The sequence below is a fragment of the Pontibacter korlensis genome, assembly GCF_000973725.1.
In the GTDB taxonomy this organism is placed as follows: Bacteria; Bacteroidota; Bacteroidia; order Cytophagales; family Hymenobacteraceae; genus Pontibacter; species Pontibacter korlensis.
In genome coordinates this window covers 2,427,187-2,442,187 of record NZ_CP009621.1, presented here as the reverse complement: position 1 = coordinate 2,442,187, position 15,001 = coordinate 2,427,187, and the positions used below count along the sequence as shown (strand labels likewise).

Sequence of the window (15,001 nt, the reverse complement as noted above, 5' to 3'; positions counted from 1 at the left end):
ACTAAGCCTTTTATCTTACGTCTTATGTCCTTTGTCTAGGTTAAAAACACGAAAAGCGTGGCTGATTAGGCACACGCTTTTCTGAGCTTTAGAGAATACTTATACATGTACGTCAGTTTTCTTTTTGCGGTTGAATCCTTTCAGCGGATTATAGCCGTTCATCTCTTTTTGGTAGTAACCTGTGCCGTCGTAAGGGCGTTTCTCCGGATGTTCTTTACACTCTGTTGAGCAGGCTCCATCCATTTCCCAGCCGCACTTCTCGCAGATTGGCACGTGCAGGTTACACACAGGGTTCGCACAGTTTACCATACGATCGCTCTCCGTGTTGCACACATGGCACCTGGAAACAACCGTTGGGTTTACAGTGTTCACATCCACAGCCACTCGGTTATCGAACACATAGCACTTGCCCTCAAAGTCCTCTCCGCCAGCTTCCATACCATACTTAATGATACCGCCGTGCAGCTGATATACATCTTCAAAGCCTTGCTCCAGCAAGAAGGCACTTGCTTTCTCGCATTTGATACCACCAGTGCAGTACGTCAGGATTTTCTTATCCTTATACTTTTCTTTTAGCTCCTGCACCTTCTCCGGAAACTCACGGAAGTTTTCGATATCCAGCGTAACAGCGTTCTTAAAGCGACCTACGCTGTGCTCGTAGTCTGAGCGCACATCCAGCACCACCACATCGTCGCGGTCTTTCATCTCCTTAAACTCCTTAGGAGCCAGATGTTTGCCAGTGCGTGCGTTGGGGTCGATGTGCAACAGGCCAGAATGTACAATCTCTGCTTTCGTACGCACGTGCAGCTTCGCAAAAGCGTGCTTGTCTGAGTAGTCTACCTTGAAGTCAATCTTGGCAAAACGTGGATCAGCGTGCATGGCTGCCATATACTTGTCACAGTCTTCTTTCAGACCTGAAAGGGTACCGTTCAAGCCTTCTTTCGACACAATGATGCGGCCGAGCAGGTTTAGCTCAAGACAGAAAAGGTGATGTTGCTCACGAAACGCCTCCGGATCTTCTATCGGCGTGTAGCAATAGTACAGTAGTATGCTGTGGGTTTTGTTCATAACTGCTTAGTTTCTCGCTAAGTGTTAAAAATTAATAATCCGCTCCTTAGGAGCTGTTGTTAAGAAAAATGAATGCTTGTTGCAGCAAAAGTATGAAGTACCCATTTGCCGCAAAATGACCTTTGTCAGTTCTGTAACAGCATTGGCAAGTATAAAAGTTTACTTTACTGGAGCAGCTGGGTTGCCAAAAACTGTGGCTTTGGCAGGCACGTCAGCCACTACCACAGAGCCAGCTCCAACACGGGCATTTTTGCCAATCTTCACGCCAGACACTATTACAGCACCTGTACCTATAAAGGCCCCTTCCTCTACCACTGCTTCGGAATTGATGATAGCACCTGCACCTATCTCTGCGTAGTTACCTATCTCAGCTTTGGTATCAACCAATGCTCTGGAGTGGATGATGCAGTTATCTCCTACTTTAGCATTGTTGTTAATAATAGCACCTGCGCCTACTAGATTTCCATGGCCCACCCATGCATATTCTGACACAGCGCTGAAACGGTGAATGGCGTTTACCGGCACTACCTTATGCTCATCTTTCAGCATCTTGATCAGGCCTTTACGTGCTGCGGAATCATCAACAGCCACAAATACGTCGCACTTCTTACCTACCAGTTTCAGGAACTCGTTATCTTCGGTGTTGCTCATCACCGACACATTGTTTATCTCTTCCTGCTGTAGCTTCTGGTTATCATCCAGAAAGCAGTACACCATTACGCTGTTACTGTTAAAGATATCTAGTGCGGTGGTACCAAGCTTTTGGGCACCCAATATGATTACCGGATTTTGCATAACTCAATCTTAAATAAGGCGCAAAGGTACGAAGAAGTGTGGGAGTTTGAAAGTATGGCTACAGTAGTCTAAGGCGCTGCAGAAGCCGTTTGGCATACACATTTTGCAACAGCAAGTATACCAGGAAAGGCAGAAATACAATGCGATAGCGGCTCAGGGTACCAAAATTTGGAGTAGAGAGACCTACTACTCCGGCCATGGCCAATATAAACACCAGCAACACCACATGCAGCAGCTCTACTTTTACACTTGCACTCCTCCTGAATGCAGAGGCTATAGCTGTACCTGTGAGTATAAGCAACAGCAGATTTTCCAATCCGCTAAGCAGGTACAGCACCTTCCGGGACTCGCCAATGAACGGACGATAAAGCGCACTTAGGGCTGCCTCCGGATAATTGAGGAGCATACTTTGGATGGTTGGCTCTAAATCGTTCAGATGAATATGCGGAGCGTTTTTAGACCGCTGCAATAGTGAGGTATAACTACTCTCAAGGTTCCAAAGTATAAAATCAGGATTAAAAACGCTTCGCTGCCACATCACTACCATCACCACTATACCTGCCAACGCTAACAAAAGCAGCAACTGCGCTTTAAGAGTAACTAAAGCCTTAACGTATTTTTTAAGATGCTGAACCAGCACATAACCCAACAGTAGCGGAAGCAACAAAGCCGCATAGAAGAGCTTTATTTTGATGAACAGGTAAAGTTGCAATGGCAGCAACAGCCAACCCCAAACAGTAAGCCTGTGCCTATGTGACAGTACCAAGGCGATTGCAACCAGCCAGCACATACTGCCAAACATAACTGTTTCTTTCATCACACCAGTACTCCAAAGCACCACCGACGGAAAGAACAGAAAAGCTAACACAGCTGCCACTTTATACTTCGGAAACAAACGCGACAGTACTGCCACTAAATACGCACTCCCCCCAAAGCTGAAGAGCGACAAATACAAGTTATTCAGGTGGTACTGCCCCGCTGTTACCAAGTTGAATACACTTAACAGCTTAATAAAGAAAAAGGAGTTTGTAAAGTCTGGATATTGGGTAAATGGTAGCGAAGCACGCAAAACTTCACTTTCAAAGTGGTTATAAAGTAAAAGGTCTAAATAACCTTTTGAACTTTGTTGCGCATACTCCAGCAGTTTTAGACCTGCTGAATGAAAGACATGCGTATCACTAGGAGCTCCATAAGTATAGCGATATACAGCAAAGCCTATTGCAACAGCCATTTTTGTACCCAAAGCAGGCCAAAAGTACGGTTTCAGTTCTTTAACCCACCTCTGCTGATACATCCACCAAACAAGGCCAACAAGTATAAGTATATTGATGAGGTAAACGAACAGTATACTCACAGGGTGGTGCTATTCTTTTTCATGATTTTGTTATCAACCAACCGCACAGCGCATACAGTTTACGGGATGGCAGTAGCGTTTATACAGCCCTAATGCTGCCTGGTTATCGGCAGCTGACTTAGCTTTCCAGCCTAGTAGCTCATAATACCTGGTGTAGCGGTTGCTTTCCTCCCTTAACTGTTCCAATAAGTTTAAAGCCTTATCCAAGTAAGTACGGTCGCCGCTGTGTACAGCATAGGCAGCAAGTATAGGCACGGCTACATTAATCACCAAATTCTGGGCACTGATTTTACCCATTCCCTTTGAGGCTGTTTTGCTTTCCCGCCCAAACATGTAGTGCAGCTGCCAATACTCCGACACCGGCGCCTGGAAGATCTGCTCATACTTTTTTATTGATTCTGCTTCCAGTAAGGCTGTAAAAAGAGATGCATGCTGATGTAACAGCGCTGCCAGTTGTGCCAGCCGTACGGTAGGAAAGTTGGCTGGACGCATGCGCAGGAAGTTCCACTGATGGCGCTGCAGGGGCTGTAGTTTATATTTGTGCTGCAGGAAAGAATACTCTTGCTGAAGCTGCTGTGCATATTCATCGTCGGCATCAAGAAAACCTGCCTGTCCCAGCAACAGCGCCTCCAGTTGTAACAAACTGTGCTGGTGACGGCGCACCACGTGGAACGGCAGCAATTTTGCCATCAACTCAGATGCCTGCTGATTAACCTTGAAGCCGCAGCCGCGCAACAAAGTATGATAAGCAGCCTGCCCCCAATCGTTACCGTAGCTGTCGTATACCTGCAGCACTTCCTGTCCTTTCTCCTCCAAACGCTCTACCAAGGCCCGCTCTAGCATCAGGGCTTTAGTTACATCAGGCACAATTGGCCAAAAGGGAGCACAGGGAATCTTATTTTTAGATTTTTGAAGCTGCTCGTAAGTTTGCAGCAGACGCAGGTCGACCCGGTTTTGCAGCTCCAGCACTGGCATCACTGTACCATCAGTTCTTACTACAGGTACATCAGCCGTCCATACCACATGCAGCACTACCTGGTCATACTTTTGATCATGCTGATGACGATGCCAATCGGAGGAATTCAAATGTACTTCTACACTTCCTGACCACTGTACCTCCCCTATCCGGAGTATGGCTTCCTTAAAATCCGGACCTGCATCGGTATTATAAATCCCAACACGCAGCACCTGCAACGGCTCACCATCGGTGGTAGCCAAAGTAGTTTTATCAAAATACTGGTGCTGCCAAACGTAGTGCAGAAAATCCTCTTTCATGCTGTGAGTTTACACTTAAGATGCAGAAAGTATAGTATAAAATCAAACTTAAACAACAACGCCTGCCCCCGTGTGTTGGGACAGGCGTTTATAGTATTGGCAGAAAGAGCTGCTCTTATCAGTCTTGCCCTCTGTACTTAATTTGCATACCGTGCAGGAAATTGCGTAGAATCTGGTCTTTCAGAGGGCGGTAATGCTGGTGGTCAGGCTTACGGAAAAAGGCACTCAACTCGTGTTTGCTCAAGCGGAATTTTGCAAGTTCAAGTATCTCCAGCATGTCCTCGTCCTTCAAGTTCAAGGCGATCTTAAATTTACGTAGGATGACATTATTATTCAGCCGCTTCTCCGGTTCGGGCTGTGGTCCTTCTTTTTTGCCACGCTTTTCGTTGATAAAGCCATTGAGAAATGCCGCCAGGTGCTCATCATTCAACTCCTTGTACTCCGGGTCGTCCTCTTTCTTCAGCCAGTTGCTTACCTCAGCACGTGTTACCTGCTTCCCACCTGAACCGAAAAGTGCAATCATTTTATCATCACCGAAATCAAAGGTATAGCGGATGCGGCGGAGTATATCGTTTTTGGTCATTTATCTTCTGGATTTATACTTGTTCGGCAATTTAACAATTTATCCGGCGCTACCTGGCGCACGCGCTGCACTTACACGAAACCAATAATTATGAAAGAATACGTTATGCCTTTCTTACAAACTCAGATTTAAGTGCCATTGAGCCGAAGCCATCTATTTTGCAGTCTATATTGTGATCTCCGTCCGTCAATCGTATGTTCTTTACTTTTGTTCCGGCCTTTACAGGTTTTGGAGCACCTTTTACAGGTAAATCTTTAACTACCACCACAGAGTCGCCATCCTGCAGAATATTTCCGTTTGCATCTACTACCTTTAGCCCTGCCTCCTCTTCCACCTCATTCGGGTTCCACTCATTTCCGCACTCAGGGCAAGCGTAGGTTTCCTCACCCATCGAATAGCCATAAGGCGAATTACATTTTGGGCATTGCTTCATTTCTTCTGACATCGTGGTATGTATTTTATGATTTTCATTTGATCAACGGCTTTTTGTGTGGAGCGGCGAGGCTGTCGGCCGTAGCTCACGTCTACACCTTGTGCTTGTTGCACAACCTACTGAAGATAGGCGTAAAAGAGGATAGTACCAAACTGATGTGGGGATGCAGGGCAGGAAAACTTTTGAAGACGAGCGGGAGCTTCGTTTCTCGCTCTCGGCTCTAGGTGCCGGGGCATAATTTTACCGGCGGCTCAAGGACAGGCTCGACCTTTCGTTTCTCTACGAGCTGACTCAGCCCTACTACGGGCGCTGTGGCCAGCAGTCGATTGACCCGGTCGTTTTCTTCAAGCTCTGCTTGGTGGCGCACCTGGAGAACATCGCCTCCGACCGCAAGCTCATCGAGCACTGCAGCCTTAGGCTGGACCTTTTGTACTTCCTTGATTACCAGCTCGACGAGCCGCTGCCCTGGCACTCGACTGTCTCCAGAACCCGCCAGCTCCTGCCCGCCGAGCTCTTTGAAGAGGTCTTCACCCGCGTGCTTTCCCTGTGCGTGGAGGCCGGTATGGTTTCCGGCCACACCCAAGCCGTAGATTCAGCCCTGGTCAAAGCCAACGCCTCCATGGATGCGCTCGAGTTGAAAGTAGCACCGGAAACACTCAATGCGCACCTGCAGCAGGTCCGGGCCATCAGCCGCGGAGACCGCAAGGCGCTCATCAACAGGGCCACAGAAGAGCAACGCACCCTCACGGCCAGCTGAGAGGAGCTGCTCGAGATCCGAGCCCGCAACCGCAAGTGGCGCCTGGAGCAGGACCTGCACCCCGGCGCCCACAACAAGGGCGCCAAGTACACCAGCAATAAGACGCACTACTCCCCGGTGGACCCCGACGCCCGCATCGCCGTAAAGCCGGGCAAGGCCCGCAAGCTCTGCTACCTCTTGCAGCTCTCGGTCGACACGCACCGCCACGTGATCACGCACGTGCAGGCGGATCATGCCGACAAGAAGGACAGCATCTGCCTGCCCGGCGTAGTCAAGCACCTGAACCAGCGGCTGCACCAGCTGGGGCTGGGCTGCACGGCCCTGCTGGCCGACACCGGCTACTGCTCGGGGGAGAACTACGCTTTGCTGGAGCGGGAGGGCATCACGGCCTTCATCCCGCCCCACGGCACCTATGTGGGCGGGCCCGAGGGCTTCACCTACGTGCGGGAGGGTGACTACTGGCTGTGCCCCGAGGGCAAGAAGGCTACCTTCCGCAAGGAGATCGTCAACGCCAAACGCAACAACGTCCGCTCCAGGCTCTACCTGACCACGCGCAAGGACTGCAAGGGCTGCCCCCGCAAAGAGGGCTGCATCGGCAAGCAGCACGAGAAGAAAGTCAACATCACCTCCTTCCGCGAGGAGTACGAGCGGGCCATCACCCGCGTCCAAAGCCGCTGGGGCAGGCACATGAAGCGGCTCCGGCAGGCCACCGTCGAGCCGGTGCTGGGCACGCTGCTCGACTTCCTGGGCATGCGCAGGGTCAACACCCGCGGGCTAGGGCTGGCCCACAAGGGCATGCTGATGGCCGCCGCAGCCTACAACCTGCAGAAGCTCCTGCGCTTTACCCCGAAAACAAGCCAGGCAGCCGTCATGGCCCTGCCCAGGCCGGAGCTGGAAGCATTCTTCAACTTAATTTTGGCTACTCTGAAGAGAAGTGAAATCAGAAATGGGATAGGGACCAGAAGTTACGCTAGAGTTGTGCAACAGCTACCTTTGTTGGCCATAATTATTTTTTTCTGCTCTTCATTTTATAGATAAGATTGCGTACAATGAATACATCAAGGGTGATCATTATAAGCACAACAAATCCCCAGAAAAAGAATCCCTCAGTCCCCATGTTCTTAAAATTTGGTCTAACGATCTTTTCATGTAGCAGTCCAAAGTATATAAATATAATCAAGGAGGTGATTAGCAGAAAAGCTAGCTTAATAAACAACTTCAAAGAATCCATGCTATTCCTTATCTTGAAAGCAACACAAGAAGTAAATCTTACTTTCTAAATCGAAACTATAACCTAGTCCTTCAAAATATTCTTTAAGGCTTCCTTCTACTTCATAGCAGTCGTACAAGGCTGGGTCATGCTTTGATGGTCGGATAACTCCTTTTATTTCTTCTAATTTAAAATCAGTAATAAGTATTTCTTCAACTAACTTATCTGTTTCTCTGTCGAAGACATTAAACTGCCTTATTACTTTCATATTTATAATTAATGGCAACTATAGTATATAAGAACTCTCCGTTTATCTCCAAATCCGGCGGCTAAACAGCACCGAGCCACTAAATTTCCTATTATGCTCCTGCAGTTCTGAACTTTACCCTACCAACAGTTCCTCAAGTAGTATCTCCATCTCCCGCTGTACAACCAGGGCTGCTTCACGAGCTTTTGCTGCGAAATCTTTACCCGAAGAGGCGTAGATGATAGCGCGTGAAGAGTTTACCAGCAGACCGCACTGGCGGTTCATACCTAAACGAGAAATCTCCGCTAAGCTACCTCCCTGTGCACCTACGCCCGGTACCAGCAGGAAATTATCCGGCACTAACTGGCGTACGCGCTGCACATACTCCGCTTGCGTAGCTCCAACCACATACATCAGCTGGTCGGCATTGCCCCACTGCTGGCTAGTTCTGAGCACCTGCTCGAACAGGTACTCCTCGTTACCATCCTCCAGGCGCAGCATCTGGAAATCCTGGCTACCGGCGTTAGAGGTAAGCGCCAGCAGAATTACCCATTTACCATCTTGCGTCAGGAAAGGCTTTACAGAATCGGCACCCATGTAAGGAGCAACTGTAACAGAGTCAAAATCCATGTTGTCGAAAAAGGCACGGGCATACAGCTCTGAAGTATTTCCAATATCGCCACGCTTGGCATCAGCAATTGTGAAAATATCCTTAGGAACTACCTGCAGCGTCTTTTGCAGGCTTACCCACCCCTGCGGCCCCTGTGCCTCATAGAAAGCAATATTAGGTTTATAGGCCACACATAGATCGGCGGTAGCTTCTATAATCTGGCGGTTAAATTCGAAAACCGGATCCTCCAGGTCCAGCAGGTGCTGAGGGAGTTTCAGGGGGTCTGTATCCAGGCCGATGCACAGGTAAGATTTCTTATTCAGTATCTGCTCGAAAAGCTGCTCTCTTGTCATGGGGTATGTGTGCTGTGTGGTTTGTACAAAAGTATAAATTTGCACCAGAGGGTGAAAGTTTAGATTAGCTTTAGCTTGCAACTAATCAGCACCAGCACGGGTCTTCCAATAAAAGTCACGCGAATGAGAGCAGCATCAGCCATATTAACTTTAGCGTTTTCTGTACTTGCCTTTTCTGGTTGTAGTAAAGAGGATGAGCCAGAAATAACATCTCAGTGGGTTAACAATACAGAGAGGCTCCTCCTGCTTAACCAGGATAAAGTAACAATAACAGAGGGAGTTGCTGGAACATTAACACTGATTGAAGGTAATTGTATGCCTATTATTGATGAGAACAGCACGTGCAAAGAGTACCCTGTAAAACGAAGTATAAAAATATACCCTTACACCACAATACAGGATGTAGAACAGCATGACCAGAAATATTATACCATCAATGCAAGACCCATATTAACCGTTAGTAGCGATGCTGAGGGATTCTATCAGGCTAAGCTCCCTGCCGGCACCTATTCTGTGTTTGTTGTGGAAGATGGAAAGCTGTACGCCAACGGGATAGACGGACAGGGCGGCATAAACCCTGTACTGGTAGAGCCCAATAAAGTGAGCAACTTTAACCTGCGCCTTGACTACGCAGTTTATTAATGCACCAATAGCAGAACAAGCATAAAAATAAAAAGGCTGCCCCGTTGGGACAGCCTTTCCTTTATCATAAAATTGGTTGGTTTACCTTAAGTCTACTACACTTACGCCTTTATACTTGGCTTTGTTGAAAGTGAAGGCATCAGTGGCAAGTGTTGGGTTTGCCTGAAAGTTGCTAATAGTATAAGTATAGCGGTTTCCGTTGTTACGGAACATCTGCCAGCTTCTTAAAGTTTTGTCCTTCTGACTGATGTACAGACGCACCTTGTAGATCGGGTTCTTGCGGTCTTCTGGTGAAAGCTCTACTACATCGTGCTTCACGCCTCCAACTGTTTCGGTGCCGGCATAAGCATATTTGTAGCCCTTCTTATACATGTCGAAGATCTTGCTGGGAGCCATAGCTTCTGCCTCTTCATCTGTCTCGGTTATAGTTACCTCATTGGCATCCTTTAGGAAAGTGTACATTGTTTTACCATCGCTGATAATTTCCTGGCCACTCACACCTAATCTATACTTGTCGCCGCTCACGGTAATGCTGCCGTTCATGGTTTCCTTCACCTTGGCAGAAGGGTTCTCCAGGGTCTGGGCAAAATCAGCTTTAAAGGCTTTCATGGTACGGTACTTCTGGCTCATGGCATTGAGTATCTTAGTAGCCTGAGGATCCTGCTGCGCATTCGCCACGGATACAAACATCAGCACAACCAGCAGTAAGGAGAGTAATTTTTTCATGTCGTATGTAAGTACTTGTTTAGTTTTCTATCCAAGTGTATTCAATAACTGTTCCAAACTGTACTCGTCCGGAATTAAAACTTCGCGGGCCTTACTTCCTTCAAAAGGTCCCACTATACCGGCAGACTCCAGCTGATCTATTAAGCGGCCGGCGCGGTTATAGCCTAACTTCAGGCGGCGCTGCAACAATGAGGTGCTTCCCTGCTGGTGCTGCACAATCACGCGAGCGGCTTCCTCAAACAATGGATCGCGGTTGCTCGGGTCGAAGTCGGCTTTCTCGTTTCCACCTTCATCACCCACAAACTCAGGCAACAAATACGCATCGCTATAGCCCTGCTGCTCTCCAATGTGCTCACAGATGCGATCTACCTCTGGCGTGTCTACAAAGGCACACTGAATACGAATCATGTCAGAACCGATAGAGAAAAGCATATCACCCTGACCAATCAGCTGGTCAGCACCACCGGCATCCAGAATGGTGCGGGAGTCGATTTTAGAGGTTACTTTGAAGGAGATACGGGCCGGGAAGTTAGCTTTAATGATACCTGTAATGACGTTTACCGACGGACGCTGCGTAGCCACTACCAAGTGTATACCAATGGCTCGAGCCAGCTGTGCCAGACGGGCAATCGGAGTTTCTACCTCCTTACCAGCTGTCATCATCAAGTCAGCCAACTCGTCAATTACCAGCACGATGTACGGCATAAAGCGGTGGCCCTTCTGTGGGTTTAGCTTACGCTCAACAAACTTGCGGTTGTACTCCTTCAGGTTTCGGCAGCCTGCATCCTTCAGTAAGTCATAGCGCATGTCCATCTCCATACACAGCGAGTTCAGCGTATTCACTACCTTCTTCGTGTCGGTAATGATAGCCTCATCGGTATCCGGCAGCTTAGCCAGAAAATGGCGCTCAATCTTATTGAACAGCGACAATTCCACCTTCTTAGGGTCAACCAGAACAAACTTTAGCTGGGATGGGTGGCGCTTGTATAGTAACGATGTCAGGATAGTGTTAAGACCAACCGATTTACCCTGGCCGGTAGCTCCCGCCATCAGCAAGTGTGGCATTTTAGCCAAATCCGTTACAAACACTTCGTTGGTGATAGTCTTACCGAAGGCAATCGGCAAATCCATATCGCTCTTCATAAACTTCTCCGTGGAAAGTATAGAGCGGATAGATACCATCTCCTTCTTCGTATTCGGTACCTCAATACCAATCGTACCCTTACCTGGAATTGGCGCAATAATACGAATACCTAGAGCCGCTAAGCTAAGGGCAATATCATCTTCCAGGTTCTTGATCTTAGAGATACGCACCCCGGCATCCGGAACAATCTCATAAAGGGTAACAGTTGGACCGATAGTGGCTTTGATACTGGCGATGCTGATGTTATAGTTCGCCAGCGTTTCTACAATCTTATCTTTGTTAGCCTCGAGCTCCTCCTTCGTAACCTGGATTTTGTTAGCTCCATAGTCGTTTAGGAGCTCCAGGTTCGGATACTGATAACGGGCTAAGTCCAGCGTAGGGTCGTAGTTTTCCATGTCCCCAATCACTGTCTCCTCCTCCGGCGTCTCTTCTATCTGGAGCGCCATTTCAGGCTCTTCTTCCAGCTCTTCCTCTTCCAACAGTTCATCCTCCTCTGGCAGGTCTATGTCCAGTTCCAGAGACGGTGAAGCAGGCTTTTCCGGAGCTGCTGGCGGTTCAGACTTTTTCTGCTGCTGAAGTGCATTCAGCTCCATCTCCAGTGCACGGTTTATCTCTTCGTCCTCATCATCAAACGGCACTTCCTCTTCTGCTTCCTCAAAGGCTAATGAAGCGGTTGGATCAGCATTATGATTGATGTTGTTTGTCTTCGCGCCTAGCACGTCGCCCAGACTCTCTGCGTAATTTCTTTCAGCGCCAACGGCTTGGGTAGCCAGTGTGGCAGGTTTAGGACTGCTCCAGTTTATACTTGTGATATTAAAGAAGCTAACAATAAACACCAGTAGCAGGAAGCCCAACAGCAGCCAGGATCCCCAGCCAATCAGGCTGTTAAGCCAAATAGCAGACTCCACGCCTACTGCACCTCCCAGAAAGCCAAGCCTGCCTACTGTATTAGTCGAGAAAACGATATAACCCATTGTCAGGCTCAGCCAAAGCATGCAGAAGCTGCACAGCCCCAGCACATAGCTTAACGACACATTAGCTCGCTTAAAAACAATTTTAGAGCCTGTAAAGAAAAGTACAGGTATCAGGAAGAAGGCACCGATGCCTACAAGATCATTGATAAAGAAGTGCGACAACCAGGCACCGAAAAGGCCCAACCAGTTCTCTGCCTCCTGCCCCGACTCCTTTAAGCCGGTACCACTTACTGTCTCCACCACGCTTTGGTCAGCATTGCCTGTAAACAGGTAAGACACGAAGGCTATGGTCAGGAAAAATGAGAAAAGCAGAAAAGAGAAGCCTACCGTTAACTTAAAACGGCGGTCCTGCATAAAGCCTAATCTTAGATTAATTTGGGGTAGCGGAATTCGGAAAGACCATTTTTTCTTCTCTTTCTTCGGCTTCTGTCCTTTCGGCACATTTGCCCCACGTGGCTCATTCTTACCACGCACCTCATTCTTCCGCCCTGCTTGCAGCGTGTCATCTCTGTAAGTGTTCTTGGCCATACCCTCAGCTATCGTTAGAATCTCAAATTTACACTTTTTCGTGGCAATGCCTTAGACTTTCAGCCCGAATGTGGCTTATCTGGAGAGTAATTTTTTGTTGATCTGGCTTATCAGTGATGGCCCCTCATAGATGAAGCCGGTGTAAAGCTGCACCAAGTCCGCGCCCGCATTCATTTTGTCTATAGCATCGTCGGCAGCCATAATACCACCCACGCCGATCAAACGAATCTCAGGCGGTAAAAACGTGCGCAGGTGCTGTATTATCTGGGTAGAATGCACAGTAAGAGGCTTGCCACTTAGGCCACCCATGCCTATCTCCTGCACGCGTACCTCTGGTGTTAGAAGTCCTTGGCGACTAACGGTAGTGTTAGTACCAATAATTCCGCTCAGTTTAGCCTCAATAGCAATTTCAATGATGTCGTTTAGCTGTGCCAGGTTCAGGTCCGGGGCTATTTTGAGCAGCAGCGGCTTAGGCGTACCCATTTTCTGGTTCTCCTCCTGAAGCGACACAAGCAACTTTTTCAGCGGCTCTTTGTCCTGTAGTGCTCGTAGGTCGGGCGTGTTCGGAGAGCTTACGTTTACCACAAAGTAATCCACCACGTGGAACAGTGCCTTAAAGCAGTAGAGGTAATCATTTAGCGCCTCCTCATTTGGAGTGACTTTATTCTTGCCGATGTTACCTCCTACAATAATATTACTCCTTCGCATTTCCAGCCTTCTTACCGCTGCGTCCACACCCTCGTTATTAAAGCCCATACGGTTGATGATGGCCTGGTCCTGTGGCAGACGGAACAAGCGTGGCTTGTCGTTGCCATGCTGCGGTTTTGGAGTAAGCGTACCGATCTCAACGAAGCCAAACCCCAGCTCCCCCAGTTCATCTACCAGTTTGGCATCTTTATCAAAGCCTGCCGCCAGCCCTACCGGGTTTGGAAACTTCAACCCAAACAGCTCACGCTCCAGCCTCCTATCTTCCACCTTAAACATACTTTGGGTAAGGCTTTTAGCGAAGGGCAGCTTCAAAGAAGCACGCAAAGCATCGGTAGAGAGATAGTGAACTTTCTCAGGATCGAGTTGGAAAAGCAGCGGGCGTAGCAGGCTCTTATACACGGTGTATCAGGTTAGGTTATACTTGCCTGCAAAGATAGGAGTAGGAATTAATGATTGTCGGGTAAAATGGATTTTTTAGGCGGCCATATCATCTTCTTTACTGCTCATTCAAGTTACCTTGTTAACTTCTTGGGTGGAAATCTTTAATCACCTGCTTGAGGTAATCGCGGTCGAGGTGAGTATAAATTTCGGTGGTGGTAATGGACTCGTGCCCCAGCATCTCCTGCACAGCACGCAAGTCAGCACCGCCCTCAATCAAATGGGTAGCAAAGGAGTGGCGGAAGGTGTGTGGACTTACTGTTTTCTGGATCCCAGCCTTGGCTGCCAAATCCTTGATGATGGTGAATACCATCACTCGGGTCATTTTAGCGCCACGGCGGTTAAGGAATAAGATATCCTCGTGCCCTTTTTTGATATTGAGGTGGCAACGCACGCCCTCTCGGTAAAGCCTTATGTGCTTCAAAGCATCACGACCGATTGGCACTAAACGTTCTTTCTCACCTTTACCGGCTATTTTCAGAAATCCTGCATCGGCATAAAGATTACTGATGCGCAGATCCAGCAGTTCAGAAACACGCAGGCCCGAACTGTAGAGCGTCTCCAGCATGGCACGGTTGCGGGTACCTTCCGGTGTAGAAAGGTCTATGGCCGACAGTAGTTGTTCAATTTCATGAAAGGCCAGGGTGTCTGGCAGCTTACGGTCCAGCTTTGGAGCCTCTATAGTATCAGTAGGATCGGTCTGCATCATGTCTTCCATAATAAGAAACTTATAGAAGGCACGGATGCCAGACAAGGTGCGAGCCTGTGAATGGGAGGTCATGCCCAGCTCGTTGATCCACTCCAGGAAATCACGAAGAATGGACGGCGTAATATCTTCCGGCGCTACCTGTAGGCTTTTGGCATCCAAAAACTCCACCAGCTTGCGTATGTCACGTCCGTAAGCCTCTACCGAATGCTTCGACAGCGACTTTTCCAGCTTCAGATACTCCTCAAATTGCTTCAGACAAATGCGCCAGTTCATGTTTTTGGAAGAAAGACTTTTGAACAAAGGACAAAAGAGCATTTGTGCAAAAAGCCGGACCGCAGCAAAACACAGTTTGCTAAAGACCTTTTCCTATGCCTATATTTCTTTTGCCAAAGAATAGAGCAAAGATACTTAATCCTTACCTTTGTATCCTTGGAAATTTGCATATAA

The 15,001-nt window shown here is 48.2% G+C and carries 14 protein-coding genes and 1 pseudogene; 3 read left to right on the top strand and 12 right to left on the bottom strand.

Annotation, left to right across the window (positions count from 1 at the left end):
* Nucleotides 1-99: 99 nt before the first annotated feature.
* From trhO to PKOR_RS10675, 6 genes are all read right to left on the bottom strand, one after another.
* The gene (trhO, locus tag PKOR_RS10700; RefSeq protein WP_046310674.1) at nt 100-1,068 is read right to left on the bottom strand and encodes an oxygen-dependent tRNA uridine(34) hydroxylase TrhO; all 969 of its coding nucleotides are present in this window, start codon (nt 1,066-1,068) and stop codon (nt 100-102) included.
* A gap of 159 nt (nt 1,069-1,227) precedes the next feature.
* The gene (locus tag PKOR_RS10695) at nt 1,228-1,863 is read right to left on the bottom strand and encodes a NeuD/PglB/VioB family sugar acetyltransferase (protein ID WP_046310672.1); all 636 of its coding nucleotides are present in this window, start codon (nt 1,861-1,863) and stop codon (nt 1,228-1,230) included.
* 58 nt (nt 1,864-1,921) lie between these two features.
* Entirely contained in the window at nt 1,922-3,217 is a 1,296-nt protein-coding gene (locus PKOR_RS10690) for a hypothetical protein (protein WP_148561666.1), read from the bottom strand.
* 33 nt (nt 3,218-3,250) lie between these two features.
* Nucleotides 3,251-4,492 (bottom strand): DUF2851 family protein, encoded by a 1,242-nt coding sequence (locus tag PKOR_RS10685; protein ID WP_046310669.1) that lies wholly within the window; start codon nt 4,490-4,492, stop codon nt 3,251-3,253.
* 118 nt (nt 4,493-4,610) lie between these two features.
* Nucleotides 4,611-5,075: a YehS family protein gene (locus tag PKOR_RS10680; protein ID WP_046310668.1), complete on the bottom strand. Its 465-nt coding sequence runs from the start codon at nt 5,073-5,075 to the stop codon at nt 4,611-4,613.
* A 103-nt stretch (nt 5,076-5,178) separates the two neighbouring features.
* The gene (locus tag PKOR_RS10675; protein ID WP_235337459.1) at nt 5,179-5,508 is read right to left on the bottom strand and encodes a zinc ribbon domain-containing protein YjdM; all 330 of its coding nucleotides are present in this window, start codon (nt 5,506-5,508) and stop codon (nt 5,179-5,181) included.
* A gap of 250 nt (nt 5,509-5,758) precedes the next feature.
* Between PKOR_RS10675 and PKOR_RS25570 the strand changes: the two are divergent.
* Both PKOR_RS25570 and PKOR_RS25565 read left to right on the top strand, forming a co-directional pair.
* A pseudogene (locus PKOR_RS25570) lies at nt 5,759-6,265 on the top strand (transposase); the annotation flags it as partial.
* Between the two features lie 117 nt (nt 6,266-6,382).
* Nucleotides 6,383-7,303, top strand: a complete 921-nt coding sequence (locus PKOR_RS25565) for a transposase (protein ID WP_071843135.1) — start codon at nt 6,383-6,385, stop codon at nt 7,301-7,303.
* Nucleotides 7,304-7,497: 194 nt separating this feature from the next.
* Here the strand turns inward: PKOR_RS25565 and PKOR_RS10660 are convergent, their stop codons facing one another.
* Together PKOR_RS10660 and pyrF are read right to left on the bottom strand one after the other, a co-directional pair.
* Nucleotides 7,498-7,743 carry a DUF7683 domain-containing protein gene (locus PKOR_RS10660; protein WP_046310664.1) on the bottom strand — a complete coding sequence of 82 codons (246 nt, stop codon included), beginning with the start codon at nt 7,741-7,743 and terminating at the stop codon, nt 7,498-7,500.
* Nucleotides 7,744-7,857: 114 nt separating this feature from the next.
* Nucleotides 7,858-8,685 (bottom strand): orotidine-5'-phosphate decarboxylase, encoded by an 828-nt coding sequence (gene pyrF, locus PKOR_RS10655; RefSeq protein WP_046310663.1) that lies wholly within the window; start codon nt 8,683-8,685, stop codon nt 7,858-7,860.
* 123 nt (nt 8,686-8,808) lie between these two features.
* On the opposite strand from pyrF, the gene PKOR_RS23460 reads away from it, so the two are divergent.
* Nucleotides 8,809-9,327 carry a hypothetical protein gene (locus PKOR_RS23460; protein WP_052738807.1) on the top strand — a complete coding sequence of 173 codons (519 nt, stop codon included), beginning with the start codon at nt 8,809-8,811 and terminating at the stop codon, nt 9,325-9,327.
* Nucleotides 9,328-9,408: 81 nt separating this feature from the next.
* On the opposite strand, the gene lolA1 is transcribed toward PKOR_RS23460, so the two are convergent.
* The 4 genes from lolA1 to xerD form a co-directional block, all read right to left on the bottom strand.
* A complete protein-coding gene (gene lolA1 / locus PKOR_RS10645) occupies nt 9,409-10,053 on the bottom strand; it encodes an outer membrane lipoprotein periplasmic chaperone LolA1 (RefSeq protein ID WP_046310662.1) in 645 nt (214 codons plus the stop codon).
* A gap of 27 nt (nt 10,054-10,080) precedes the next feature.
* Nucleotides 10,081-12,699: an FtsK/SpoIIIE family DNA translocase gene (locus tag PKOR_RS10640; protein WP_046310660.1), complete on the bottom strand. Its 2,619-nt coding sequence runs from the start codon at nt 12,697-12,699 to the stop codon at nt 10,081-10,083.
* A 75-nt stretch (nt 12,700-12,774) separates the two neighbouring features.
* Nucleotides 12,775-13,806: a quinone-dependent dihydroorotate dehydrogenase gene (locus tag PKOR_RS10635; protein WP_046310658.1), complete on the bottom strand. Its 1,032-nt coding sequence runs from the start codon at nt 13,804-13,806 to the stop codon at nt 12,775-12,777.
* 121 nt (nt 13,807-13,927) lie between these two features.
* Nucleotides 13,928-14,827: a site-specific tyrosine recombinase XerD gene (gene xerD / locus PKOR_RS10630; RefSeq protein ID WP_046310656.1), complete on the bottom strand. Its 900-nt coding sequence runs from the start codon at nt 14,825-14,827 to the stop codon at nt 13,928-13,930.
* Nucleotides 14,828-15,001 lie beyond the last annotated feature (174 nt).